This window comes from Cytobacillus spongiae (assembly GCF_021390075.1).
This window is the reverse complement of the sequence record NZ_CP089997.1, coordinates 2,292,542-2,316,711: the sequence shown is the minus strand read 5'-3', so window position 1 is coordinate 2,316,711 and position 24,170 is coordinate 2,292,542. Positions and strand designations below refer to the sequence as shown.

At 37.4% G+C, this 24,170-nt stretch carries 25 protein-coding genes and 2 other annotated features; of the genes, 16 read left to right on the top strand and 9 right to left on the bottom strand.

Annotated elements, in window-relative coordinates; genetic code table 11:
• Positions 1-195: 195 nt before the first annotated feature.
• The 3 genes from LS684_RS11685 to LS684_RS11675 all read left to right on the top strand — a co-directional run bounded on the left by LS684_RS11685 (position 196) and on the right by LS684_RS11675 (position 3,615).
• A complete protein-coding gene (locus LS684_RS11685) occupies positions 196-2,172 on the top strand; it encodes a methyl-accepting chemotaxis protein (RefSeq protein WP_233806169.1) in 1,977 nt (658 codons plus the stop codon).
• A gap of 290 nt (positions 2,173-2,462) precedes the next feature.
• Positions 2,463-2,795 carry a hypothetical protein gene (locus LS684_RS11680; protein ID WP_349293052.1) on the top strand — a complete coding sequence of 111 codons (333 nt, stop codon included), beginning with the start codon at positions 2,463-2,465 and terminating at the stop codon, positions 2,793-2,795.
• A gap of 34 nt (positions 2,796-2,829) precedes the next feature.
• Positions 2,830-3,615: a divergent polysaccharide deacetylase family protein gene (locus LS684_RS11675; RefSeq protein WP_233806166.1), complete on the top strand. Its 786-nt coding sequence runs from the start codon at positions 2,830-2,832 to the stop codon at positions 3,613-3,615.
• A gap of 363 nt (positions 3,616-3,978) precedes the next feature.
• On the opposite strand, the gene LS684_RS11670 is transcribed toward LS684_RS11675, so the two are convergent.
• A complete protein-coding gene (locus tag LS684_RS11670; RefSeq protein WP_233811629.1) occupies positions 3,979-6,078 on the bottom strand; it encodes a transglycosylase domain-containing protein in 2,100 nt (699 codons plus the stop codon).
• Positions 6,079-6,295: 217 nt separating this feature from the next.
• Between LS684_RS11670 and LS684_RS11665 the strand changes: the two genes are divergently transcribed.
• Positions 6,296-7,543 (top strand): ATP-binding protein, encoded by a 1,248-nt coding sequence (locus LS684_RS11665; protein WP_233806165.1) that lies wholly within the window; start codon positions 6,296-6,298, stop codon positions 7,541-7,543.
• Positions 7,544-7,718: 175 nt separating this feature from the next.
• Here the strand turns inward: LS684_RS11665 and LS684_RS11660 are convergent, their stop codons facing one another.
• Positions 7,719-8,009 carry a hypothetical protein gene (locus LS684_RS11660; protein WP_233806164.1) on the bottom strand — a complete coding sequence of 97 codons (291 nt, stop codon included), beginning with the start codon at positions 8,007-8,009 and terminating at the stop codon, positions 7,719-7,721.
• A 173-nt stretch (positions 8,010-8,182) separates the two neighbouring features.
• On the opposite strand from LS684_RS11660, the gene LS684_RS11655 reads away from it, so the two are divergent.
• From LS684_RS11655 to LS684_RS11645, 4 genes are all read left to right on the top strand, one after another.
• On the top strand, positions 8,183-8,968 hold the full coding sequence (locus tag LS684_RS11655; RefSeq protein WP_233806163.1) for a GNAT family N-acetyltransferase: 786 nt from the start codon (positions 8,183-8,185) through the stop codon (positions 8,966-8,968).
• Positions 8,969-9,382: 414 nt separating this feature from the next.
• Positions 9,383-9,514, top strand: coding sequence for a hypothetical protein (locus LS684_RS24115; protein WP_267930212.1), 132 nt, complete (start codon positions 9,383-9,385; stop codon positions 9,512-9,514).
• A 309-nt stretch (positions 9,515-9,823) separates the two neighbouring features.
• Positions 9,824-10,150, top strand: coding sequence for a replicative helicase loader/inhibitor (locus LS684_RS11650; protein ID WP_233806162.1), 327 nt, complete (start codon positions 9,824-9,826; stop codon positions 10,148-10,150).
• Positions 10,151-10,521: 371 nt separating this feature from the next.
• Positions 10,522-11,016 carry a phosphatase PAP2 family protein gene (locus LS684_RS11645; RefSeq protein ID WP_233806161.1) on the top strand — a complete coding sequence of 165 codons (495 nt, stop codon included), beginning with the start codon at positions 10,522-10,524 and terminating at the stop codon, positions 11,014-11,016.
• Positions 11,017-11,025: 9 nt separating this feature from the next.
• Here LS684_RS11645 and LS684_RS11640 read toward each other — a convergent pair whose 3' ends face one another.
• Positions 11,026-11,220 (bottom strand): hypothetical protein, encoded by a 195-nt coding sequence (locus tag LS684_RS11640; RefSeq protein WP_233806160.1) that lies wholly within the window; start codon positions 11,218-11,220, stop codon positions 11,026-11,028.
• Positions 11,221-11,454: 234 nt separating this feature from the next.
• Between LS684_RS11640 and LS684_RS11635 the strand changes: the two genes are divergently transcribed.
• The 3 genes from LS684_RS11635 to LS684_RS11625 all read left to right on the top strand — a co-directional run bounded on the left by LS684_RS11635 (position 11,455) and on the right by LS684_RS11625 (position 14,356).
• Positions 11,455-12,384, top strand: a complete 930-nt coding sequence (locus tag LS684_RS11635; protein ID WP_233806158.1) for a manganese-dependent inorganic pyrophosphatase — start codon at positions 11,455-11,457, stop codon at positions 12,382-12,384.
• Positions 12,385-12,510: 126 nt separating this feature from the next.
• The gene (locus LS684_RS11630) at positions 12,511-13,779 is read left to right on the top strand and encodes an MFS transporter (RefSeq protein ID WP_233806156.1); all 1,269 of its coding nucleotides are present in this window, start codon (positions 12,511-12,513) and stop codon (positions 13,777-13,779) included.
• Positions 13,733-14,356 (top strand): TetR/AcrR family transcriptional regulator, encoded by a 624-nt coding sequence (locus LS684_RS11625; protein WP_233806155.1) that lies wholly within the window; start codon positions 13,733-13,735, stop codon positions 14,354-14,356. Before LS684_RS11630 ends, LS684_RS11625 begins: the two co-directional genes overlap by 47 nt.
• 38 nt (positions 14,357-14,394) lie before the next feature.
• Here LS684_RS11625 and bioB read toward each other — a convergent pair whose 3' ends face one another.
• Both bioB and LS684_RS11615 read right to left on the bottom strand, forming a co-directional pair.
• Positions 14,395-15,387, bottom strand: a complete 993-nt coding sequence (gene bioB / locus LS684_RS11620) for a biotin synthase BioB (RefSeq protein ID WP_284701558.1) — start codon at positions 15,385-15,387, stop codon at positions 14,395-14,397.
• A 52-nt stretch (positions 15,388-15,439) separates the two neighbouring features.
• Positions 15,440-16,036: a biotin transporter BioY gene (locus tag LS684_RS11615; protein WP_233806153.1), complete on the bottom strand. Its 597-nt coding sequence runs from the start codon at positions 16,034-16,036 to the stop codon at positions 15,440-15,442.
• A 470-nt stretch (positions 16,037-16,506) separates the two neighbouring features.
• Between LS684_RS11615 and LS684_RS11610 the strand changes: the two genes are divergently transcribed.
• Together LS684_RS11610 and thrS are read left to right on the top strand one after the other, a co-directional pair.
• The gene (locus tag LS684_RS11610) at positions 16,507-16,896 is read left to right on the top strand and encodes a sporulation protein (RefSeq protein ID WP_233806152.1); all 390 of its coding nucleotides are present in this window, start codon (positions 16,507-16,509) and stop codon (positions 16,894-16,896) included.
• 216 nt (positions 16,897-17,112) lie between these two features.
• Positions 17,113-17,339: a binding site (T-box leader), on the top strand.
• Positions 17,340-17,373: 34 nt separating this feature from the next.
• Positions 17,374-17,598, top strand: a binding site (T-box leader).
• Between the two features lie 50 nt (positions 17,599-17,648).
• Positions 17,649-19,568 (top strand): threonine--tRNA ligase, encoded by a 1,920-nt coding sequence (gene thrS, locus LS684_RS11600; RefSeq protein ID WP_233811628.1) that lies wholly within the window; start codon positions 17,649-17,651, stop codon positions 19,566-19,568.
• A 126-nt stretch (positions 19,569-19,694) separates the two neighbouring features.
• Here the strand turns inward: thrS and LS684_RS11595 are convergent, their stop codons facing one another.
• Positions 19,695-20,396, bottom strand: a complete 702-nt coding sequence (locus LS684_RS11595; protein WP_233806151.1) for a thermonuclease family protein — start codon at positions 20,394-20,396, stop codon at positions 19,695-19,697.
• A 305-nt stretch (positions 20,397-20,701) separates the two neighbouring features.
• Here LS684_RS11595 and LS684_RS11590 point away from each other — a divergent pair, with 305 nt between their 5' ends.
• Positions 20,702-20,959, top strand: a complete 258-nt coding sequence (locus LS684_RS11590; protein WP_233806150.1) for a stage VI sporulation protein F — start codon at positions 20,702-20,704, stop codon at positions 20,957-20,959.
• A 24-nt stretch (positions 20,960-20,983) separates the two neighbouring features.
• Here the strand turns inward: LS684_RS11590 and LS684_RS11585 are convergent, their stop codons facing one another.
• The 3 genes from LS684_RS11585 to LS684_RS11575 all read right to left on the bottom strand — a co-directional run bounded on the left by LS684_RS11585 (position 20,984) and on the right by LS684_RS11575 (position 23,117).
• Positions 20,984-21,862, bottom strand: a complete 879-nt coding sequence (locus tag LS684_RS11585; RefSeq protein ID WP_233806148.1) for a mechanosensitive ion channel family protein — start codon at positions 21,860-21,862, stop codon at positions 20,984-20,986.
• Between the two features lie 60 nt (positions 21,863-21,922).
• Complete coding sequence (locus LS684_RS11580) at positions 21,923-22,309, bottom strand: globin domain-containing protein (protein WP_233806146.1); 387 nt, start codon at positions 22,307-22,309, stop codon at positions 21,923-21,925.
• Positions 22,310-22,787: 478 nt separating this feature from the next.
• On the bottom strand, positions 22,788-23,117 hold the full coding sequence (locus LS684_RS11575) for a hypothetical protein (protein WP_233806144.1): 330 nt from the start codon (positions 23,115-23,117) through the stop codon (positions 22,788-22,790).
• A gap of 192 nt (positions 23,118-23,309) precedes the next feature.
• Here LS684_RS11575 and LS684_RS11570 point away from each other — a divergent pair, with 192 nt between their 5' ends.
• Entirely contained in the window at positions 23,310-23,894 is a 585-nt protein-coding gene (locus LS684_RS11570; RefSeq protein ID WP_233806141.1) for a hypothetical protein, read from the top strand.
• 92 nt (positions 23,895-23,986) lie between these two features.
• On the top strand, positions 23,987-24,133 hold the full coding sequence (locus LS684_RS11565) for a hypothetical protein (RefSeq protein ID WP_233806139.1): 147 nt from the start codon (positions 23,987-23,989) through the stop codon (positions 24,131-24,133).
• The last annotated feature ends 37 nt before the right edge of the window (positions 24,134-24,170 follow it).

Sequence of the window (24,170 nt, the reverse complement as noted above, 5' to 3'; positions counted from 1 at the left end):
CGTTTAGAATTGGTAGACTGATAGTATGGAAGCTTACATATAATAGGCTCCTTGTATAATTGTTTGCCTATTGATTCTTTTATACAATAAATGGGTACTGTAAAAAATCAGAAATATGGTTGTCGAATGATAGGATAAATTGTACTATTATGATGGTGATAATAGGTAATTTTTAATAGTAAAGGGGAACTAACATTGAAATTATTTTACTCCATTAGATCTAAGCTTTTTATTACATTTGTGCTTGTTTCCATTTTGCCCATCATTATTATTAGCCTCATAATTAATAACAAGTTTCAGCAGGGATTTGATGAAATTCTTCAGGAAAAACAACAATCAACTAAACTTTCTATCCAAGGAGAATTAGAGAAGACATCAGCCAAACTTCTTGAAATTAGTAAACTTTATGCGGAAAATGAAGAATTGCTTACAGCTTTTCAACAAGATCGAACTTCATTAGCGATAGAGTCGGAAAAAATATTTAATAGACTTCAGCAAGAACACAAGCTGAATGTGTTGGAGTTTGGAGATGCAAACGGAGTGGTTGTCTATCGAGGTCACAATCCTGAAAAATATGGGGATGACAAAAGCGAGAAACCGGCCATCCAAAAGGCACTTGCAGGTATTGAGACTTCAGGGTTTGAATTTGGAAATAGCGGACTAACGGTTCGTGCTTTTGTACCTCTGATTGTCGAAGATCAGGTAATCGGTACTCTTCAGACAGGTTTAAGTGAAGAAGTGGTTGCATCAATCGCAAGTTCTCTTCATGGAATCGAGCTCAATATGATGAATATTGAAGGAGAAACTTTAGTTTCTTCAAGTGCTACTAATATTGGCAGGCAGCTGAATGACGAATATGTACTGCAACAACTAAGTAAAGGGGAAGAACTGAACGTTGAGAAAAGACGATCAACGGCAACCTACATGCCATTACTAGATCCAACAGGGTCCGATGTAATTGGACTGATGGAACTAACACAAGACACTACTATCATTAGTAGTCTGAAAAATGACATTCGGTTTTGGATACTCCTAGTTGGAATGGTTTCACTTTCCCTCGTATTCGTCGTTGCTTGGTTTATTAGCAAGGGATTCTCTAAGCCATTGATGGAAGTTACTAGTGTAATGAAAGAAATAGCTAGTGGAAATTTAACAAATACAGTTTCCTGTAAGATAAGTAAAGATGAATTTGGACAGCTTGCCACAGCTGTTATGGATACTCAATCCAATCTTGAACGGATGTTAAAGAATATCACGTCACTTTCCAATACAGTCCAAAATCAATCTGCCTACATAAACCAATCTTCAGACGAAATCCAATTGGGAAGTAATCAAATCGCAGAATCGATGGATGAGCTGTCTAGCGGTGCTGATTCACAGGCAACATCAGCAACTGACTTATCCCAAACGATGAATACCTTTGGTGAAAAAATTACGATTGTGAATGAAGATGGGAATCGTATATCAACGGCTGCCAACAATTGTATACAGCTAACTGCAAAAGGAAAGCAGCTAATGAATCAGTCAGTAGATCAGATGGGGAAGATTCACCAGATGGTCGATCATGCAGTCACTCAGGTGAATCATTTTAAAAGCCAATCAGATCAAATTCGTGAATTGGTTCGAGTGATTCAGGAAATTGCTGAACAAACCAATTTGCTTGCCTTAAACGCAGCGATTGAAGCAGCTCGTGCTGGCGAAAATGGCAGAGGCTTTGCTGTTGTAGCAGACGAAGTAAGAAAACTTGCTGAACAGGTTACATCCTCAATTAAGGATATTCAAGAAATCGTTGGCGGCATTCATAATGGCTCAGAACTGATTTCAAGCTCCTTAGAGGAAGGGTTTGTTCAAGTAGAGACAGGTAGTAGGTATATGGATCAAACTGGGGAAACCTTCGAACAAATCACTGCTGCCGTGATGGATATTATTAATAAAATCAATATGATGTCACAAGACATTACGATCATCAATGAAGAGAAGGAAAAGGTTCAGCAGTTCATCGCCCATGTATCTTCTAACACGCAAGAATCTGCTGGGCGTATTGAAGAAGTTTCCGCTGCCCTCAATCAAAGCAATAGTTCGATCGAACAGATTTCGCAGAAGGCTGATTCACTGAACCATTTATCTGTGGAGTTACATGAGTTAATAAATAAATTCCAGCTTGCAAAGTAAATAGGGTGCGATAAGCAGGCTGTATTTATAGGACAAACGGGCATCAAGTGGTTTTCACTTGATGTCTTATTTATTTTAGAAAAAGGTGCGTAAACTAATCATATCAACACATTGGGCACTAAATAACTATGCTCGTTTAAGTATTTATACAAGATCTTTCTGCCAAAATCAACACAATGTGACAGGTGCACGCTGAACTTGTCAATATATGCGCTTTCCCAAGAAATAATTGAGAAGATTTCAATGAATGAAAGAACGAATAGATTGCCACCATAAGACGAGAGGGAATTTTGAAAAGAGGTGTCAATAGTATGGCGGTGTTGGTTCTCCAAACATTTGAAATCAAGCAAGATAAGTTTAAAGAAGCAATTGATACGCTAAAGAAAATACAAAAATATCGTACAGAAAAACACCATCAAAAAGTAGAAATATTAACGCCGATTACAGGAAATGACCATTGCTTTCGTCTGTTGACTACATATGAAGGATTGGCTGAAATGGAGCTACAGGATAAAAAAATGTTTAATGAAGAGGAGTATTGTACGCTCATGCATGATTTCTTTATTGATCAAATTGTCCAAGGGAGTATGAAAACCAACATTCTACGAACAATGCCACAGTAAAGGACATACATGTATTCGAATGGAGGAACAGGCTATGAGAAAGCTTTTTCTATTATTACAAATCTTCCTTTTTGGAATAGTATTCTTACCAATCGGTACAGCTGAAGCTGCAGAGGATAAAAAAGCGGCCATCATTATTGATGATTTTGGCGGGGGTGTTGGAGGTGTTCGTGAGTTTTTAGAGGGGGATATTCCAATTACAGCTGCCGTTATGCCTTTTACCGAAAAGTCGAAGGAACATGCCGTATGGGCCCATAAGAACGGGTTTGAGGTGATGGTCCATTTGCCGATGGAACCAAAGAGAGGAAAGCGCTCATGGTTAGGGCCGAAGCCCATTACAGCGGATTTGTCCTCGAAGGAAGTAAAAAAACGGGTTCGTGAAGCGATCGAAAGTGTGCCACATGCACTTGGCCTAAATAATCACATGGGGTCATTAGCTGTAGAAAACGAAGCGATTGTCCGTGCAATTGTAGAAGTGGTGAAGGAAAAAAAGATGTATATTGTCGATAGTGGGACTAGTCCCAAATCTAAGTTTCCTCAAATCGCTAAAGAATTAGGTGTTCCAATCATTAGACGAGATGTATTTCTTGATGACATATCATCAGCGGTACATGTGAAAAAGCAAATGCTAGAATTAGCTGATATAGTAGATAAGGAAGGGACCGGGGTAGCCATTGGTCACGTAGGAGTTACAGGGAAAGTTTGCTCTCAAGGCATTCTCCAAGCATCTGCAGAATATAAAAAAAGAAACATTCGGTTTGTTCCAGTTTCCGAACTATTATCAGAAGAAATTCAACGTGAGTACTTTCATATGCATTGATTTTAGATTAAAGAAAAAGAGCTGGGAGATACGGTTTTCAGTCAATGGTCTATCCGAACGATCAGGAGTGATCTCTTTTTACTAGTTCGGTTATTTTTGTTTGTTCGGAAAATAAATTTTTAATAAATAGTAGAATGGAGCGAAAGGCACGCGACTCTTAAGGGAAATAGAGGAAAGGCTGAGACACCAAAGCGCAGCGAGGAGGCTCAGGTTCCTCCCCGTGGAAAGCGAGTGTCTGCAGCGCAGGTGGAACGAACTTGTAATTACAACCTAACATTTTAAAAAAAGTCATTGTTCGTGTTTGAGAAGGAGTCATTTAGTTATGTCCCATCCTCTTTCTTCATCTTTGAATATTGAGAGATGCTAATTATTTAACCATTCATCTATTTTGTCTTTGAGTTGATCTTCTAATTCTTTCATTTTCTCAAAAGTCGACTCTAGTTTCTCTTTCCACTTTGGGGCTTCTTCTTGAATCATTTTTTCGAATTCTTCCGCTTTTTCTTTTACAGCTTTTTCTGTAAGAATCGGTTTTTTGTTGTCCGTACCAGAGAGCTTGGCGTTCACAGATGGGACATCAAAGGGATCGTGCTCCATATATGGGAGTGTTGCCTCAAAAAGGGCTTTAAAGATAGGCACTACTGTCTCGGAACTGCTTGTCGATAGATAATGCTCTCGATCTGTTTGATCATAGCCAACCCATACAGCTCCTACTAAATTAGGGGTGTACCCAACAAACCATTGATCTTTCGTTCCATTCAAATCGGAGTAGGGGAGCTGAGTTGACCCTGTTTTTCCAGCAATCTCAATGCCGGGTATTTGAGTTCCTTTTCCTGTCCCTGATTCGACTACATTTAATAACATGGATGTCATGTTGTTGGAGACACTTTTTGTTGTTACCCTAGATACTTTCTTCTTTCTTTCAGCAATAATATTACCAGTTGGCCCAACAATCTTTGTAATGAGATGGCTATCTACTTTTTTCCCTTGATTAGGGAAGGTAGCGTATGCCTCTGCTAGCTCCATTGGAGAAACGCCTCTCTTCATCCCTCCTAAAGCAATCCCTAAATGATTATCGTCTTCTTCTAATGGAATGCCAAACCGTTTCAAGGCGTCTAACCCCTTGTTCATGCCCATTTCATCTAATAACCAAACTGCCGGAGCATTTAATGATTGTTCGACCGCCTTATACATCGGAACAACTCCGCTATATGTTTTTGAATAGTTTTCTGGTGTATAGTCACCATATGACTTAAGCTGGTCTTGTAGCTCAGATGTTACCAAATAGCCTTCTTCGAGAGAGGGTGTATACACGGCTAATGGCTTAATCGTCGAACCAGGCTGAGCTTTAATATGTGTGGCACGATTAAACCCTCTAAATACATAATCTCCTCGTCCGCCTATAAGAGCACGAGCTCCACCTGAAGCAGGGTCTAGTAGCACAGCACCGCTTTGCACGAGGGTCCCATTTTTGCCTCTCGGAAATAACCAATCGTTTTCATAGACATTCTCCATTACTGATTGAAGGTTTTGATCCATTTCTGTGAAAATGCGATATCCTCTTGTTAAGATTTCTTCCTGGGTCAAGCCGTACTTTGTAATTGCTTCATCTAGTACAGCATCTACATAATAAGGGTAGTCTCGTTTGATCGAGTTCCCGCCACCATCTTTAAGGGGAATATTTTCTTCAATGGCGATTTGATATTCCTCAGGTGAAATCATGTGATGCTCTTTCATTTTACCTAAGACAACATTACGCCTATTGATTGCCGCATCATAGTTAGAATACGGGTTTAAAGCAGAAGGTGCTTGTAGTAACCCTGCAAGCAATGCAGCTTCACTAATTGTGATTTGTTCCATACTTTTATTAAAATATTTCTTTGCAGCTTGGTTTATTCCCCAAGCACCATTCCCAAAATATACTTGATTCAAGTACATTTGTAGGATTTCGTCCTTTTTATAGTGATCCTCAATTTCCACTGCTAAAAAAAGTTCCTCGACTTTTCGCTTATATGATCGCTCAGGAGATAGTAATGCGTTTTTTGTTAATTGCTGCGTGATTGTGCTTCCTCCACCTGTAATTCTACCAGCGAATAGATTTTTGAAGAAAGCGCGGGTAATGCCCTTTAGGTCAAAACCATTATGCTCGTAAAATCGTTCATCTTCAATCGCAACGACTGCATCACCCATATAGGTAGGTAGAGAGTCGATATCTATTTCGACTGTTCGGTCCGTCGTAATCTCTGTAGCTACATCTCCATCTTTGTCTATGATAATGGTAGATTGCCTGAGCCCATCTTTCAAAGATTTTACATTTGCTTGACTAGCCATAAAGGCAAAGAAAAGGATTGTTATTAACACGAATGTTAAGCCAATTAATAGGATGGCTTGAGTGATGTGATACTTTTTCCATAAACGTTTGCTGAAATTAAACACGGGTTTAATTAATTCTTTTATTCTTTCCATCGTTTCTCCATTTGTTAGATCCATATTTACTTTCTGTTCTCCTATTATAATGACTTTAGAACGAAAAGAATAGTATTTCATCATTCGATTGGAATAAAAAGGAATTAAAATACTGTTAATGGAATCAATCTTTGAAAAAGTAAAGATAATCTCCTAGATTTCAAGTAAAATGAATGGGAGACAAACTAACCTTACATCCAAGAATGGAGGCTTTCAGTTGGGGATTGAGTTTATTTCCATCATTAAAGATTTATTATTGAATTTATTTTTCATTCTAATCTTGTGCTGTTTCGTACCCTTCTATTTAAAGCACTTAGGGAAAAGCATGAGAAAATGGGTTCCCTTTTTTTATAGTTTGGCCATTATTCTCTGTATCACGTTTCCAATTAAGCTTACCGAAGATTTTATCTTTGATTTAAGAGGGGTTCCAATGCTTGTTGGTGGTGTGTATGGTGGACCGGTTGCAATTGTAACCTACGCAGTCATTAGCGTTGTTTATCGTTCGTTGTTTGGTGGACTTGGAATCATTACGACTCTAATGAATACAACACTCATGCTAATTGCATCTCTACTTATTGTGAAAAAATTCCACCAGTATTCATTTCGTCAAAAGCTGACGGTTGTTCCGTTTGTATCTGCCCTTTTATCGATTCTTTTACTATTTGCACCACAAATGATCTTTGGTTTAGAACTCAGCGTCCCTTTATTTGCTGGCTTTTTATTAATTACTGTTTTTTCAAATTTTCTACTCGTTTATCTGATTGAGAACTTCCGTGAATATTCTTTCTTACGAGAACGGGTGATGCGAGCTGAAAAGCTAGAAGTTGTATCTCATCTAACTGCTTCTATTAGTCACGAGGTTAGAAACCCTCTTACAACTACCCGCGGAATGCTTCAATTGCTACGTGAGGATCAAGGTCTAGAACATGAAAAGAAACAACAGTATTTTCAAATCGCGCTTGAAGAATTAGCAAGAGCGGAAAAAGTGATAGCCGATTACTTAACATTTGCGAAGCCTTCAACGAGTCATATAGATGCAAGGGATGTAGAGCGTGAAATTCTCAGAACAGTAGAAGTCATGCGGCCGCTAGCAAATATGAATTCCATTACAATCAATTGCAATTTGCAAACGTTCACACTCATCTGCTCAGCAGAGAAATTCCAGCAATGCTTAGTGAATATCATCAAAAATTCAATTGAAGCGATGCCAAATGGTGGGAAGATTTACATAGAAACGTACGCATCTCAAGATGAGGACAAGATTATCATTCAGGATGAAGGACTAGGGATGACGAAAGATCAAATTAGCAAATTAGGATTGCCCTATTATACGACGAAAGGGATGAAGGGAACAGGGTTAGGTCTAATGCTCGTCTTTCGTATGATTGAAAGTATGAATGGAATCATTGATGTGGAAAGTGATATCGGGAAAGGAACCACTTTTATTATGAGATTTAAGAAATAATGTGAAAGCTGAGGGAGTGCGATAGCGCTCTTTTTCTTGTGTGCTAGGAATGCTGGGAGGTCTTGAGGATGTACGGAAATACAGTCGAAAAAGGGTCGCCGCAAGAAGTCAGAAGCCATAATAGTGGAATTAATTCATTAGGGGCTGATGGCTAAACCATTTATAGAGTTTCTTACTACGTGTGAGGAAAGGAGAATTTAGTTACGGCTTTAGACCAAAAAGAAGTTGTGAGTGGGGCGAAAATAATCATCTTTTTTCCTCTACTCGATTGTATAAAAAAAGAACCATCATTCCCTCCATTGGAAACCTGGTTCTTATGCTTTAATTGGTACATATGATCCTTCTTCGTTTTAGTCATTCTCGTCCTTAAATCTACCATTGAAAAGGGACTTCGATTTTCGATGGGATCTCTTTTTCCTTCTCTTGACATCTTTTCACGTAGCTTCTTAGCTTTTGATTTTGCCATCGTGCTTCCTCCTTATATGGGTTAATCAATTATATCACAATTGCGCTAATATTTGCTATAATTGCACTGTTACAATATAGGAAAATTTATGCAGAATTCAATTGTGAACTTTGACTGAAAACAGTTAATAACAAGTTGTAAGTAATCAAAATGGAAAGTGTGGGAAAATACATATGGTTTCATTCGAAAAAGTACATGAAATGGAGTTAGTCTATTTAGAATCATTAAGTAAGCGCATGGAGCTTGAGTGGGGCAGTCTATTTGTGGATAGTGAACAGCCAAACTATTATGATGCAAACCATGCTCATATCACAAAAGCGGTAGAGCATCCTTCACGTATAATTGCCTTTGTAAAGGAGTTTTATCAATCAAAGGGACTAATCCCAAGATTCTACATATATAACCTTGAAAAGCAAACCAATTTATTGAAAGAGCTTAAGTTTCATCATTTTAAAGTAGAAGAATTTATCAGCCCTGTGCAGCTTTGGAATCATCAAGTAACCCATTCGACAAATGAACGGGTTACGGTTGAATATGTAACAGAAAATAATTTTCAGCAAGCATTGGAAATTGAATGTTCAATCAAAGAATTCGGTGGAAGGGAAGTTCGCGAAAAGGCTTTCCCACTAGAGTTTCGTCATGCATCCTATACACACTACTTATTGAAATACGACAATATTCCATGTTCATCTGCCTGTATTTTTACTAAAGATAAGCAAGCGAGATTAGAGAGTGTAGCTACTCTAGAAGAGTATCGCGGTAAAGGGTTAATAGGAGAGTTAATCTCTTTTATTCAGCGTGACGTAAAAAGGGCTGAATATGAGCAATTATGGGTCTTTCCAATAAACGAAGCTGTAGAAAAGGTGTATAGTAAGTATGGATTTGATACAGTAGGAAAGATGAAAACAGCACATGCTTATTTAAGTGGGAAAGGGATAAAAGAAATACAAGGACAGTAGTCAATAGGTCACAATAAAAGGAAAAGATAAAATACTAGCTGTGATAAAAGAATCATGGTATAGTATTCTTTTGTCTTTAACAAAGGCTCGTAACGTTTTTTGAGCTAAATCGTGTTTTTTATCGAACTCGTTACGTAATTCTTTTCATTTAAGCTGTTTTCCAAACGAGATTCCTATTGGTTATTTGACAGCCTTGCAGCAATTCGGTTGTGCTTGCAAAAGATATAAGAATTCTTAAACCAAGAAAGTTATAGAGAACTTCATTCAAAATTATTCATTACCCCCATAAATAATTTTAAGTATCCGAATGGTTTATTGAATAGAGAAAAGGGAATTATGTAATCGAATTAATAACTTACACCTTCATCCGGTTTATTTAACAACTAGAAAATTAATCGTAGGTTAGGAGGCTCTATGATGAGATTAATCCAAACGGATATTGATCAACTGCTTGACGCAACAATGGACATTGCCGATGACTTTCAGCCACAGGCCAATTCATATATCGAAATTGACAAACTATTAGATGAAACAAGAGACTGGTAACCCTTTAGGTTAAAATGTAGACCATATGGACACTATCGAAGCGGAACAAGGTGATTGGAGAGAAAGGTACTTTACTCCTGGGGAAAAGCGTTACAGGCAAGACCTTACAGGCGTATGCCAAGGAGGTCCCACGGAAAGCAAGCACTTGGAACGGAAATCACCTGTTCATTATCTTCTATATGTGCTCCGAATATCATATTCTCACCTATGAAAGCTTGTTTAGCACAAGCTTTTTTTTATTTGTCATTATACGTTATAAGAGAAGGGGTAATTGGTAAAAGTAAGAAGAAGACAAGGAAGGAGCATGTGATGACAAAAGAAGAGGGGTTTTGTATCCTTGTATTAATCGAATATTCCTATCCTCATTTTACAATGAGAAATGAATTAGTAAGTTACTTTTTTGAGGTATGTGAGAAGTTAAATTATCATGCTTTTTTGAAGAATATCAAACGACACATTCGATCGCAAGCCTATCCACCTTCCATGCATTCGATCATGGAAGAGCAGTTATCAGAGGATTTTATCCACATGAATAATAATCCTCATGACATGGAATCGAGGATGAATGAAATGACCAGTAGGAGAGAATACAAAAATGAATGGATGAAGGAATATTCGTTATTGGACAAGAATTAAGCAGGTTTCATATATATTTTTAGTTCTTTCGTGTTTAAGCTTAAAGAGTCGTAATGATACAATTTGTTGTTCACTTCCGCGCTTTTTCCTTTAATGAAGGCAGAAATGATTGTTTGGGGAGACCCCACGTGTAATTCCTGATGACCTTCTAAAAAAAGTATTTGTAGCATTAAGATTTCACACCTTTGTATTGTTATATAGTTAAATATACCTCATTGACCAGTTACTAACAAATATTCGCTGAATCCATATTCATAAAAATGATTAGTTACGGATAAATTCCTTTTATGACCAAAAGCTAAAGTGTTTTGCTCTCAATATTCCTTTAATCATTAAGGAAATTATGATAAGAATAGAAGGTGTATTCATAGATGGATAGAGCGTTATTTCATTTCATAAATCGTATGTCTGGAACTGTTTCATTAATTGATGCAATTATGATCTTTTTTTCGAATAAGATTCGCTATTTTGCTATTGTCATTGCTTTTTTTGTTTGGGCTAGTAGACGGTTTGAAAAAGAAAGCCTATTACGATTGTCCATTCCAGTAATTATTGCAGTAATTGGTGATGTCATGATGCGATTAGTTATTTATAAACCAAGACCCTTTATAAAGAGAAAAGTAGGTATTCTTATTCCTAGTAAAATGAACTCTTCATTTCCTAGCAAGCATACATTATTGATGTTTGCCTTATCATCTTCGGTGTACTCGGTTCATAAGGTGCTTGGAACGGTAATGATGATCTTTGCTTCCATGACCGGTGTATCAAGAGTTTGGCTGGGGCACCATTACCCCTCTGATGTATTCGGAAGCGCTATCATTGGAGTGGTGATCAATCAAATTTATGAGAAAGTTAACAGGCTCTAGAATATAAGGCTAAAAGCCACCGTTATTATGATCATCCTTCACCTGGCTGCTGTGGGCTTCGAGATAGGCTTTATCATAACCAGAAACATGTTTCGCATTTTCTTCTGGATCAAAATCATGAATTCCTCGTTTTTTATAGGACCAATCAACAAAAAAACCAATACCAAACAGAGTAGCAATGATTCCTAAAAATATCCATCCCATCGAATCAGCTCCTTACATCCTTACACATAGTATATGACAAAATCTAACAGGTTGTAATAGTTCATTGGATATATTTTCTAGTAAGTTTGACTAGTGAATTTTTTAAAGATTACAGTCCATTGCTCTACAAAAAAGTTGTGTTTTATTATACAATTGATAGGCAATACTGGATTGGTGACAAATGATTTTGTTCGAGTTGATCCGCTAACAATGAAGCAAAAAGGAGTACATAACATGGAAAAAGTATTAGTTTTTGGACATAAAAATCCTGACACGGATTCAATTTGCTCTGCAATCGTTTACGCAGACTTGAAAAATAAGCTAGGCATGACCGCAGAAGCTGTTCGTCTTGGAGAAATCAATGGGGAAACAAGCTACGCATTAGAATATTTTCAAGCAGAAGCACCCCGATTAATTGAGAAAGTGGCTGACGAAGCTTCTGGAGTGATTCTAGTCGATCATAATGAGCGCCAACAAAGTGCCGATGACGTCGATCAAGCTCAAATATTAGAGGTTATTGATCATCATCGAATTGCAAACTTTGAAACGGGATATCCATTATACTTCCGTGCAGAGCCAGTAGGTTGTACAGCGACAATTCTAAAGAAGATCTATAAAGAAAACAATGTCAGCATTGATAAAAACATGGCGGGTCTTATGCTTTCAGCAATTATTTCAGACTCATTATTATTCAAGTCACCTACATGTACAGAAGAAGATGTGCAAGCAGCAAAAGAATTGGCTGAAATTGCAGGTGTCAATGCAGAAGAGTACGGTTTAGCCATGTTAAAAGCTGGGGCAGACTTAAGTCAAAAAACAGTAGAACAGTTAATTTCGATTGATTCAAAAGAGTTCTCTATGGGTTCAAGCAAAGTAGAAGTGGCACAGGTTAACGCGGTAGATGTTAATGATGTTCTTTCTCGTCAATCCGAAGTTGAATTAGCTCTATCAAGGGTTATTGAAGAAAAGAACTTGGATTTATTTGTGTTTGTTGTAACAAACATCTTAACAAGCGATTCAACGGCCATAGCATTAGGACAAGCAACAGACAAAGTTGAACAAGCATTTGGGGTCAAGCTTGATGATCATAAAGCGGTTTTAAAAGGAGTCGTTTCTCGTAAAAAGCAAATTGTTCCTGTTTTAACAGAAGCATTTGTAAAATAATTAAAGATTCAAAAGCCTCTACAGTCATTCTGTAGAGGTTATTTTTTTATTCTGCTTGTAAAACGACAATAGTGTCGTTATAATTATTAAAAAGACACCATTGTCGTTTTAGAGGGAGGAATAGAGATGAAAGAACAAATTTTCAAAAATAAGGGTTTTTTAACCTTAATGGTTGCCCAATTAATATCGGGGTTAGGGGATTGGTTAAGTATAGTAGCGATTATGACACTGGTTGGGTTAAAATGGGATTCAACACCATTGGAGGTTTCTTTTATCATCCTTTCACTTACCATTCCGATGGCTTTGTTTGGCCCTTTCGCAGGTATAATAGCTGATCGATTTAATCGAAAACAATTATTGATTTTCTCTGATATTGTCAGGGCCTGTTTAATCCTCTCACTAACATGGGCAAACTCACTTTCAGCGGTATATGCTTGTTTATTTGCCATCGGTTTTTTATCCGCCATATTTATTCCTGCTAAGAATGGAATGTTAAAGGAACTAGTAAAGGATGTACAAATGAAAAGCGCTATGTCCATTTCATCGATGATTGATTCTATGACTAAAGTGTTAGGTCCTCTAGTAAGTGGGATACTTGTGACCGTTTTCGGCACTAAGATCATTTTTACGATTGACTCCGCTTCGTTTTTCGTATCTGCAATATTGATTATGTTTCTTCCGAAAATGGCAAAAGTAGTAGTAGAGGGGCAAGATTTTCACAAGAAGTCATCTTTTAAAGAGGATTTTATTGAAGGAATGCAACGAATTCAGGGAAATCGATTATTACTAGTAGGGTTATCTTTGTTAGGCGTATGTCTATTCATTCTACAGCTCTCTGACTCCCAAATTATTGTATTAATAAGAGAATTATCTCATGCATCTCCGGATTTATTTGGGCTTATCGTGACGGCAGCTGGGCTTGGAACGCTGTTCGCAGGAATGATTCTAGCTAAAAAAACAACATACCATGCGTTCAGGCTCATTCTATTGGGTGTATTCGGAATAGGTGCAAGCTTTAGCCTCATGGCCGTACTAGCGGGACTTGATTTGCCATTTTCGACATTATGGGGTCTTGTGCTCGGTTTTTCCGCAGGGTTATCGGCAGGACTCGTATTTATCCCTTTCCAGGCTACCGTCCAAGTGGACACTCCCGTCCATTTAACAGGGCGTGTATTCGGAGTGGTTAATAGTGTAACCACAACCGCAACTATTGTTGGTCCCTTAATTGGTGGGTGGCTTGCAACTATATATGGTGTGATTCCAACCTTTATTGTGACAGGTGTTCTATTAATAGTTATTTCGATCATTGGTTATGTTTTTAGAAATAAAATTGAAAGAGGGAAGAGAGATGTCACCACGAGTGAGCAAGCAGCACAAAGAACTACGTCGAGCTAATATTCTAGCTGCTGCTAAAAAGGTATTTATTCAAATTGGCTACGAGCGTACAACGATGAAGCATATTATGGATGAAGCAAATGTGAGTAGAGGGGGGCTGTATCAATATTTTTCCAATAAAGAGGCTGTCTTTGAAGCGTTGTTAGAAGAGGATTTAAACGATGAATTAGAAGACACGGCTTCGTTATTAGTCGAACAGGTTGACTCCTATTGGGATCTGTTATTATGGTCAATTTTTGGGGAAAGTAAAACTCCAAACGATGATATGGATGAGTTATCGCCATCAAAACTTGAATTTTTTATCACAGGCAGGCATAATGCTCACCGAAGAACATATGGCGAAACTCGCTATCAGAATGGGCTGAAAATCTATCAAGACATAATAGAAGCAGGGCAAAAAAACGGTGAATTTTCGAGCAGGTTTCCTAGCAATCTAATTGCCCGTACGATCGTTACATTTATTGATGGGACGGCTTTAGAGCACGCCATCCTCCCAGCAGAAATCTTAAAGCTAGCAGATCAAAATCGCCTGTTCTTTGATTATATAAAAGCCGCATTAGAAGTAAAGGAATCATAAGAAAACCGGATGAGCTGAATGAGCTCATCCGGTTTTTATTAAGCACGAATAGGAGTCTGTACATAATCAATTTCAAAACCAAGGTCTTCAAGCATTTGATGGTCAGCAGTACTTTCTTGTCCAGCAGTTGTTAAATAATCGCCAACGAAAATGGAATTTGCAGCATATAAGCCAAGAGGTTGTAAACTTCTTAAATTTACTTCTCTCCCGCCTGAAATACGGATTTCCTTTGATGGGTTAATGAAACGCATCAAACAAAGGACCTTTAAACAATACCTAGGGTTTAATTCGTTTGTTCCTTGTAAAGGAGTCCCGTCTATCGCATGTAAAAAGTTAACGGGAATCGAGTCTGCATCAAGAACCTTTAAGCTTCTTGCCATGTTGATCACATCTTGTTTCGTTTCCTTCATGCCTATAATCACTCCAGAGCAAGGGGAAATGCCTTGTTCTTTTATTAACTCAACCGTGTTGACACGATCCTCGTATGTATGAGAGGTGGTAATGGATTGGTGATGATTCTCAGATGTATTAATATTATGATTGTAGCGATCGACACCAGCTTCTTTTAGTTTAGCTGCTTGGTCTGGTTTTAGTAGGCCCAGACAGGCACAAATTTTTAATCCAAATTTATCTTTAATCTCTCCAACTGCAGAAATGACTTGGTCAAGCTCACGATCGCTTGGCCCTCGACCACTTGCTACAATGCAGTAAGTTCCTACATTCAACTGGTGTGCTTGCTCAGCACCTTTTATGATGGCATCCTTGTCCATCATTCGGTATTTTTCGATTGGAGCAGTTGAAATACTCGACTGAGAACAGTAACCACAATTTTCAGGACACATACCGGACTTCGTATTTATAATCATATTTAGCTTTACTTTATTGCCATAATAATGATGGCGGACAGTATATGCGCTATTAACAAGTTCAAGTAATTCATGATCAGGACAATCCAGGACGTCCATTGCTTCTTTATCTGATAGTTCTTTCCCATCTAACACATTTTGAGCGATTCCTCTCCATTTACCCATATAAATCCCCCTCATATAGCTAATGTTTCAAATTCTCTCAAGCTTACTCGACTCAAGCCGCTTTTTTTAAATGGCGAAATTGATTTTTCGAAAGAACGGACTTATCAAATCGATAAGCAAAGATACCAGCTAAAACGGCTAAAATAATATCTTTTGGAAGAGGAACAACCATCCAGAGCCATGCCATTTGATAGGTAAATCCTTCTGGTGCAGCGGCCCAAAATTTATAGGCAAAATACATCCAATTCGTTCCAACCACATAATTGATGACTAATCCAATTAAAGCAGCAACCACATAGATTGGCAGTTTATTATTTTTCTCAATGATTTTTCCTGTTACGTATGCAGTTAAGATAAAAGATAGAATGAATCCAAAAGTGGGGCTAATAATCGATGAAAACCCTCCACCAAATCTTGCGAAAACGGGAACTCCAACTAGACCTACTAAAGCGTATACAGTCATTGCGACGGAACCTAAACGACTTCCCAAAACAGCTCCTGCTAGAACAGCAAAAAAGGTTTGGAGTGTGATCGGAACGCCACCGACAACCATAAATGGAGCAATTGACGTAATATTGGCTCCAATTGTCATCAGTGCAACAAACATCCCAACAAGCGTAATGTCAATTGCCTTAAATTGTTTCTTCATTTTGTTAACCCCCATATGAGAAATAGTAATGTAACTCTAGGATAATCGTAGGAACTATTTAATGTCAACCAAATGTTAATATAAGTTTACATAAATATAACTGAATTTTGCATAAAATTAATTGTGTATAATTAATTTATGTAAACTAATGTGGATGTTCAAGGAAATATTTGACTGACTGCTATTTTTATAGTATTCTAATATTAATTTAATAAGTTCTCCAAAGGGGAGTAGCTTTAGCAGCAAAGTCGTCATTTCAGAGACACGTGTCTCTCGGCTTTGTTGGCAACAAACTTTATGTTGTTAGCAAGACCTTTACCAATTCGGTAAAGGTCTTTATGTTTAGGTCTTTACCAGATAAATGGTAGAGGCCTTTTTTGTTTGAAAAAGCCTGCTTACAAAATGCTAGATGCAATGAAACGCAAGAAACCCATTAAACAGCCAAAATAATTGATAGGAGAGGATAAATCATGATTCTACGAAAATATATGTCTCTACTTGGTGTAGGTGCAGCTAATATTGATTTAATTCTAGAGAAAACAGATTTTAATATAGGAGAAAGTGTAAATGGTTATTTTTCTATTGTAGGAGGAACAATTGAACAGAAAATAAGGCGAATCGAATGTGATCTAGTATTAAAAGATCGGAAAACGAAAAGTGAACACATCATTGAATCGTTTACGATGTATTCTACAAAGTCCATTGCATCTACAGAAATGAATAAAATCCCTTTTTCATTCCATTTACCAAAAAATATTCGTTGTTCAGATGAGAATATTTCCTATCGCTTTAAAACGAAGATGTATTTTCAAGAGGGAGTTAAGAGTGAGGATCAAGACTTCATTCGAATTCATGGTTGATTAGGTGGTTTACGCTGAACTAGGGAAGTGTGATTTGGTGTTAGTTAGATTAGTCAGTATAGAGCATAAAAAAATTTAGAGAGCTAAAATCATCTTAAATACTGGGAGAATACTGTGTTTTTGAAAAATCAATGGATGTAGATTTTCAAACAATGAAAAATAAATGATTGCAAAAAATAAATCATTCATGTAAGATGTAAAATAATTCAAATTTATGAAAATGCTTTGATTAGGACAACATTTACTTTTTACGGTTTCCAGAGAGGGAAGGAAAGCTGAAATCTTCCTAACGCAGGGAAAGTATCTTACCACCTTTGAGCAGTATTGGGGAACTTAAAGTATCCAATACCGTATCTGCGACGTTACAGCACCAAAGCCATAAGCTCGTTTTTAGCTTGTGGGAAATTGGGTGGAACCACGAATATGACGCATTCGTCCCTTGCCATAGGGATGGATGCGTTTTTATTTTTAATTTCATATGATGCGATGAGAAGGACATGATTTATTTTTACGGTTTTCAGAGAGGGAAGGAATCGCTGTGAACTTCCTAGCTTAGGAAAATAATTTACCGCCTTTGAGCAGTATTGGGGAATTAAAGTATCCAATGCCGTTTTTGCGACGTTACAGCACCAAAGCCATAAGCTCATTTTTAGCTTGTGGGAAATTGGGTGGAACCACGAATATGACGCATTCGTCCCTTGCCATAGGGATGGGTGCGTTTTTTTATACTTTTAAAAGGAGTGTTTAGAATGATGAGTGAGAAATGTATACATGTACAATTTCCGGATGGGAAAATCAAGGAATTTCCAATAGGAATAACGGTAAAAAAGGTAGCAGAGTCAATTAGCTCAAGCCTATGTAAAAAAGCAGTTGCAGGGAAAATAGATGAACAACTGGTTGATTTGAGCTATAAGCTAGAAAAAGATGTAAAGCTCACAATATTAACTTTAGATTCAGAAGAAGCAGTGGCTATTTTAAGACACTCATCTGCACACGTGTTAGCGCAGGCTGTAAAGAGAATTCATGGTCATGTAGAATTAGCCATTGGACCTGTTATTGAAGATGGATTTTATTATGACATGAACCTTGAGCATCCGATTACTTCTGATGATTTATCCGCAATTGAAAAAGAAATGGAAAACATCATCAGTGAAAATCTAGAAATCGAGCGAATGGAAGTTTCCTTTGAAGAAGCTCAAAAGCTATTTGAAAAGAAGAATGAGCCTTTTAAGTTAGAGATTTTAAAGGACATCCCAAAGGGAGAAAACATAACTCTTTATGCGCAAGGAGATTTTATTGACCTTTGCCGCGGACCACATCTTCCATCTACAGGCTACATTAAGGCGTTTAAATTAACACGCGTATCAGGTGCATATTGGCGAGGAGATAGTAATAATCAGGTACTTCAGCGAATCTATGGCGTGGCATTTAGAAATAAAAAAGAGCTAAGTGAGTATGTAGATTTCTTAGAAGAAGCTGCAAAACGAGATCATCGTAAGCTAGGAAAGCAGTTAGAGCTATTTATGTTTTCTGAAGAGGCACCTGGAATGCCATTTTATTTACCAAATGGACAAATCATTAGGAATGAGTTAGAAAATTATTCTCGAGTCGTTCAACAAAAGGCCAATTATGATGAAGTACGTACTCCGTTCATGATGAATCAAGAGTTATGGGAAAAATCAGGTCATTGGGATCATTATCATGAAAATATGTACTTTACGGAGGTTGAACATAAAAAATTTGCTCTCAAACCAATGAATTGCCCAGGGCATATGCTGATGTTTAAAAACAATCTTTATTCGTATCGAGATCTGCCAATTCGAATGGCGGAGTTCGGCCAAGTTCACCGTCATGAGTATAGTGGTGCATTAAATGGAATGCTTCGAGTCCGCACATTTTGTCAGGATGATGCCCATATATTTGTTCGGGAGGATCAAATCGAAAGTGAAATTAAGCAGGTTATTCACTTAATTGACGAAGTATACACTACATTTGGTTTTGACTATTCAGTAGAACTATCGACTCGCCCTGAAGATTCATTAGGGGATGATCGTCTATGGGAAACTTCTGAAGAAGCATTAAAGAGCGTATTGGAGAGCTTGAATGTTCCTTACCATTTAAATGAAGGGGATGGAGCATTTTATGGACCGAAAATTGACTTTCACATAAAGGATGCGCTAAAACGAAGCCATCAATGTGCAACGATACAGCTTGATTTTCAAATGCCTGAAAAGTTTGATTTGACATATATCGATCAATCTAAACAAAAAGTTCGCCCAGTTGTCATTCACCGAGCTATATTTGGATCAATCGACCGGTTCTTTGGGATTTTAATCGAACATTTTGCAGGAGCGTTTCCTGTGTGGCTTGCACCGACACAAGTGCAAATTATCCCTGTTTCACAGGTTCATTTAGAATACGGCGGGAAGCTCCAAGCAGAATTAAAGGAATTAGGGGTAAGAGTGAAAACGGACACTCGCAATGAAAAACTAGGGTATAAAATAAGAGAAGCACAATTGAAAAAGATTCCGTATATACTGGTGTTAGGGGACAAGGAAGTGGAAGAAAAAGCAGTAAACGTTAGACAATATGGGAAAAAGCAATCAGAAATGGTATCATTAGATTCATTTAAAAATAGCATTATTGATCAAATAAATAGACGTAGTATTTAAGGACTATCCCCTTAAAAAAATGGCGAAATAATCAAGCAGCGTACTAAGCCATGCATCTTCATAAGAAATAAGGGAAATATTCAAGAGGATCAACCCTTGTTATTTCCCTATATTTTCGTATGAACGTTATTGTTTTGGTGCACGGAACCCTGCTTCATTCGCTTCCTTTTCAGAACAAAACATCACTTCTGCAATGGTTTGCTCATACCAAGGAGATTCGGGAGTGTGATAGATTTTCTCAGATCCAATGTTTCCTTTGATTTTACAACCTGATGTTTCAGTTGTAGTAGTCTCAGCTTCTGTAAACTCAGGGTGAAACCCATCTTCTTGAGCATAATTTTCAACAGACCAAATTCCTACTCCTTGTTGCTGTACGTCTTTTTGAATTGCTTGAAATTGATCAACATAACGAGTATTAGGAGGAAAGATATATGCAACTCGAGCAAGTCCCTGTTTAAGAAGCTCCTCTTGCAGCATCTTCCCATCCACGTACACATATGCGAGCAGTCGATCATACTTATCTCTTTTCTGTCCAATATCGTATTCGATCTCAAGAATTTCAGCTTGTTCAACTAAATTTTTAGTGAATTCTTTAGCTTCTTGCCCAAAAGGCTGTTTTCCCAGTCTAGGATGTGATGTTTCGGGTGTATCGATTAATAATAGACGAATGTTCTCACTCTCCCCATCCAAGAACACGGATAGGGTATCACCGTCAATAGCTTGGTCTAGTTCAACTTGAATCTTATCTCCAGAACCTTCGCTCTCCACCAACGAACAGCCCGTTATCGAAAATAAGAGAATGAATGCGACTAACATTTTTAACTTCAAATAGAATCCATCCTTTTTAAGTGTGGTCAATCTCCTATTTTATCATTGGTCCATTAGGATAGAAACTAGTAATATGAGAAAAAATCGGGACTTGTATCTGGACAGAGGGAGAGTATGGACAGAAAAAGCAGAAAATCCGAAATTGGTGTCAGAACCAGTCTTCACTTTGGGCAGAGCACCTAGCTCTTCATCATCATCCCCCGCCTCATATAGTCATTTTTCTTAAATTCTTGAAAAGTCTAGTCCTTTTTCTCCTAGGTTACATACGATAAACCAAGTATGGCTGGGAAGGAGGGATCCATCATATGAGTGATATGTTTAAGGGTATTGAGAAGAAAACAGGTGTAAAGATGAATGACATTATGAAGGTGGCGAATTCGTTTGGTAATCGTAATCTTCGTAGTGAAAAGGATGTTCGTGAATTAATTGGCCAGGTAGCCAAATTAGCGAATAAACGAGTACCGAAGCAAACGGAAGATATGATTGTTGATGTGTTAGTTAATAAAAAGCAAAATATTGACGAAAAAACCATCTCAAATATGTTAAATAAGAAAAAACGATAACAAACAAATAAAAGAGGAAGCCTATTATTGGCTTCTTCTTACTTTGTGAAGGAATTCTTCTTCATTCTGGGTTCGGTAAAGCGTGTTTTCTTCTGCCATCATGATTCCGTGCTCATACATAGTTATTGCCATGATTTTTCGAGCTTCCTTTGCCGCTGTCCAATAGAATTGATCATCTACAAGCCCGACTACCGTATACTCATACCCGCGATAGTGTGAATTTAATGATGTCATCCCGTACACTTGAAAGGGCTCGATGATGCAATTTTGATCATCTCGTTTGAGACATTGGCTAAATTCGTTGTTTAATCGTTCACATGCAAGCTCAAGTGCTCCGAAAACCTGCTCGGGATTTTCGCGAAAGCTTGCAACGACCCGTTCAATCACACGCATGCGGTCAATGTTGTAATTTTGGATTTGCTTGACTTCTCCGTTGCTGATTGTCAGAAGCTTGCCACTCCACTCGCGTACTTTTAAATAACGAAGTCCGATATCCTCGACCGTTCCATTGAATGTATTATTTACCGTAATAAAGTCGCCTTTGTGTAACTGCTTTTCATAGGTAAGAAATAACCCAGCCAAAATATCACGAATTAAACTCTGAGCACCAAAACCGACAATGACCCCAATGATTCCAGCTCCAGCTAGAACACGTCCAAAATCCTCGACATACTGAGAAATCGCGAAAAAGATTAGGCCGATGGTCGCCGTATACTTCGTAAGAGAGCGAATCATACTTTCAATCGTTTGTTCTTTTCGCTCCTCGATAAAATTGGTTCGTTTGAAAAAGTTATGTACGAGCTGGTTTAAGATAAATACTCCGACATAAGCAAAAAAACCAGCTATAAGGATGCTCATTAAGTTATATTCCTTTAGTTTATCAATCAATTCCATTAATCCCATTCACCTACTAATAAAAGCTATATGAATAAATTAAACCATGAATCAAGTCAATTTACCAATTTACTCATTCGAGTTAACCATAATAGCGGCAACTTGCTTCAATCTGTGAAAGAAAAGTTGACCTTCCGGTGTTTGCGATAATCCTATTTCTTCAAAAGCTTCTTCCATGCAGCTTAACCAGTTTTCTGCACGAACAGGGGTAATCTCAAACGGTAGATGTCTTTGCCTCATGGCTGGAGGTCCGAATTCTTCACTATACAAGGCAGGTCCACCAAGAAATTGAGAGAGAAACATAAATTGCTTTCTTTTAATATCCTCCATACTTCCATTAAAAATCGGAAGAAGTTCCTCGTTGCTAAATACCTTCGGATAAAATGCATCAACCAGCTTTTGAATCGTTGCACCTCCACCGATTTGCTCATATAAAGTTTCAAAATTCCCGTTCATTTTGAAAAACCACCTTTTCCTTGTTTTTTTCAGTATAGCGAGTGATGCTTGAATAAATTGTGATGTGAATCACAGAAAAGTCTGTTGAATCATCTTGCTTACTGGAGTGAAAAAGATCGCATACGTGTATGACAAAGAAGGATTAATATGAAAGAATGTATGGACACATCGTTCAGGTGATTTAGTTCAAGAGCTTCAGATATTATCAATTGGGAAAATCAAAGAGTTTGAAATTCAGTCTACGATAAATGATACACAACTAGAGAAGCTCTATCAGTACTTAATAAAGGATGTGGAGGATGAAGGGGGCCAAATCATAACCCTCTATGTTCGAATGCCACTACTTCTAACGCAAGATGAAATTCATCAGGTGATGAAAGACCTTGAGAGCTTTATAAAGCTTTATTCGTAAGTAGGCGAAAAAAGCCAAGGAACAGTTCGATGTCCATTGGCTATAATTGAATTTGAGGAATACATTCTATATAAATGCATATTGAAATAGTCCATAATACAATGGTACGAGGATGATTAATCCGGATAAACGAAGGGCTAAAGGGATTTCTTCTTCTTCGAACTCATTTAAAAAGAATACGGTATAAACAACGTCCCATGTTAGGGATGCAAAAAAAATAAACTTCCAAATGAAAGGCGTTAAGATTTGTATTTCTGTCACAAAACCAAATAAACCAATCCAGGTAATTACTGATATAATAAAGTCCAACTTAAGTTTAAAAGTTTGGTATTTTCCTTTAAGCAGAAATCCGATCGAAGCTGTTCCAAGTAAAGCTAAATAAATTGTCCAAAGCATGTAATTATTCCTTTTCTATATAATTTATGACACCTCTTTAATGTAACGAAGTTTACGTAAAAAGAAAAGTTTTATATAATAGATTGCGAAATTGAAAATATTTACAAATTGACAGGGTATGTGTGAAGTTAATAACAGATTCTCGAAATATAGTAAAATATTATAATAGTAGGTATGGAGAGAGATGGAGGAATGCAAATCGAAATGAGCATGTATGAAGAAATCTTACACATCATTGATCAAAAAGGACCAGTTTCAATTCCTTCTATTTGTCATGAATTAAATGGACATGTTCAAAAAGTAGAGAATCAAAAGACAATCGTTCAACCTTCGTCTGTTAAGTCAGTGATTTCTCGGAAAAAGGACCTTTTCTATTATGAAGATGAATTGGTGTGTATTCAACCAGACAGAAATTTGCAGTCATTGGTTTTTCGAATGACGATAGGTCAAAGTCCTTCCTATACAGTTAAAATCGATTTTACGAGCGAACGGTTTACCTTTTTTGAATGGCAATTAGATCAAAGTGTTTGGAACTTTGAACGCCCCAAATGGCTTGGAAGTGTTCGTGACTTTAAACATGCATTATACCGCGCGAAAATTTGGGATTGGGAAGAGGATCATCAGCCAAATGCCATTGTATTAGATGGGGTCAATTGGTCTATCGAGCTTCATACGAAAGGACAAACTTATTATAGTGAAGGGCTTGAATCCTTTCCGCGGGAATGGAGAACCTTCACTCGGGCGTTGACGAAATTAATTGGGAAAAGAATCTTTTAGATTCAATCAACATATTCCTCATCTAAAATAGCTATAGTGTCTTCATATTTTCTTCATTTGAATGAAATAATAAAGGCAGGATAGGAGATGAGATGATGAATCAGAAAAAGGACCATCCATGCCAGGAGGAATTAGATCAGCTACACCATTATTTAATTGAACAAATTACACATGTGTGTGTAGAGGAAGAACAAGAGCGAATGAAGAAAGAACATGGTATACCATCAGAAAAAATATAGCAAAAAGGAGACTAGTAGTAGTCTCCTTTTTGAGTGC

What these genes read in the sequence shown, in the direction of transcription:
- LS684_RS11675 (WP_233806166.1), top strand. Translation starts at nt 2,830, where the DNA reads ATGAGAAAGCTTTTTCTATTATTACAAATCTTCCTTTTTGGAATAGTA.
- LS684_RS11670 (WP_233811629.1), bottom strand. Translation starts at nt 6,078, where the DNA reads ATGGAAAGAATAAAAGAATTAATTAAACCCGTGTTTAATTTCAGCAAA.
- LS684_RS11660 (WP_233806164.1), bottom strand. Translation starts at nt 8,009, where the DNA reads ATGGCAAAATCAAAAGCTAAGAAGCTACGTGAAAAGATGTCAAGAGAA.
- LS684_RS11655 (WP_233806163.1), top strand. Translation starts at nt 8,183, where the DNA reads ATGGTTTCATTCGAAAAAGTACATGAAATGGAGTTAGTCTATTTAGAA.
- LS684_RS24115 (WP_267930212.1), top strand. Translation starts at nt 9,383, where the DNA reads ATGATGAGATTAATCCAAACGGATATTGATCAACTGCTTGACGCAACA.
- LS684_RS11650 (WP_233806162.1), top strand. Translation starts at nt 9,824, where the DNA reads ATGACAAAAGAAGAGGGGTTTTGTATCCTTGTATTAATCGAATATTCC.
- LS684_RS11645 (WP_233806161.1), top strand. Translation starts at nt 10,522, where the DNA reads ATGGATAGAGCGTTATTTCATTTCATAAATCGTATGTCTGGAACTGTT.
- LS684_RS11640 (WP_233806160.1), bottom strand. Translation starts at nt 11,220, where the DNA reads ATGGGATGGATATTTTTAGGAATCATTGCTACTCTGTTTGGTATTGGT.
- LS684_RS11635 (WP_233806158.1), top strand. Translation starts at nt 11,455, where the DNA reads ATGGAAAAAGTATTAGTTTTTGGACATAAAAATCCTGACACGGATTCA.
- LS684_RS11630 (WP_233806156.1), top strand. Translation starts at nt 12,511, where the DNA reads ATGAAAGAACAAATTTTCAAAAATAAGGGTTTTTTAACCTTAATGGTT.
- LS684_RS11625 (WP_233806155.1), top strand. Translation starts at nt 13,733, where the DNA reads ATGTCACCACGAGTGAGCAAGCAGCACAAAGAACTACGTCGAGCTAAT.
- bioB (WP_284701558.1), bottom strand. Translation starts at nt 15,387, where the DNA reads ATGGGTAAATGGAGAGGAATCGCTCAAAATGTGTTAGATGGGAAAGAA.
- LS684_RS11615 (WP_233806153.1), bottom strand. Translation starts at nt 16,036, where the DNA reads ATGAAGAAACAATTTAAGGCAATTGACATTACGCTTGTTGGGATGTTT.
- LS684_RS11610 (WP_233806152.1), top strand. Translation starts at nt 16,507, where the DNA reads ATGATTCTACGAAAATATATGTCTCTACTTGGTGTAGGTGCAGCTAAT.
- thrS (WP_233811628.1), top strand. Translation starts at nt 17,649, where the DNA reads ATGAGTGAGAAATGTATACATGTACAATTTCCGGATGGGAAAATCAAG.
- LS684_RS11590 (WP_233806150.1), top strand. Translation starts at nt 20,702, where the DNA reads ATGAGTGATATGTTTAAGGGTATTGAGAAGAAAACAGGTGTAAAGATG.
- LS684_RS11585 (WP_233806148.1), bottom strand. Translation starts at nt 21,862, where the DNA reads ATGGGATTAATGGAATTGATTGATAAACTAAAGGAATATAACTTAATG.
- LS684_RS11580 (WP_233806146.1), bottom strand. Translation starts at nt 22,309, where the DNA reads ATGAACGGGAATTTTGAAACTTTATATGAGCAAATCGGTGGAGGTGCA.
- LS684_RS11575 (WP_233806144.1), bottom strand. Translation starts at nt 23,117, where the DNA reads ATGCTTTGGACAATTTATTTAGCTTTACTTGGAACAGCTTCGATCGGA.
- LS684_RS11570 (WP_233806141.1), top strand. Translation starts at nt 23,310, where the DNA reads ATGCAAATCGAAATGAGCATGTATGAAGAAATCTTACACATCATTGAT.
- LS684_RS11565 (WP_233806139.1), top strand. Translation starts at nt 23,987, where the DNA reads ATGATGAATCAGAAAAAGGACCATCCATGCCAGGAGGAATTAGATCAG.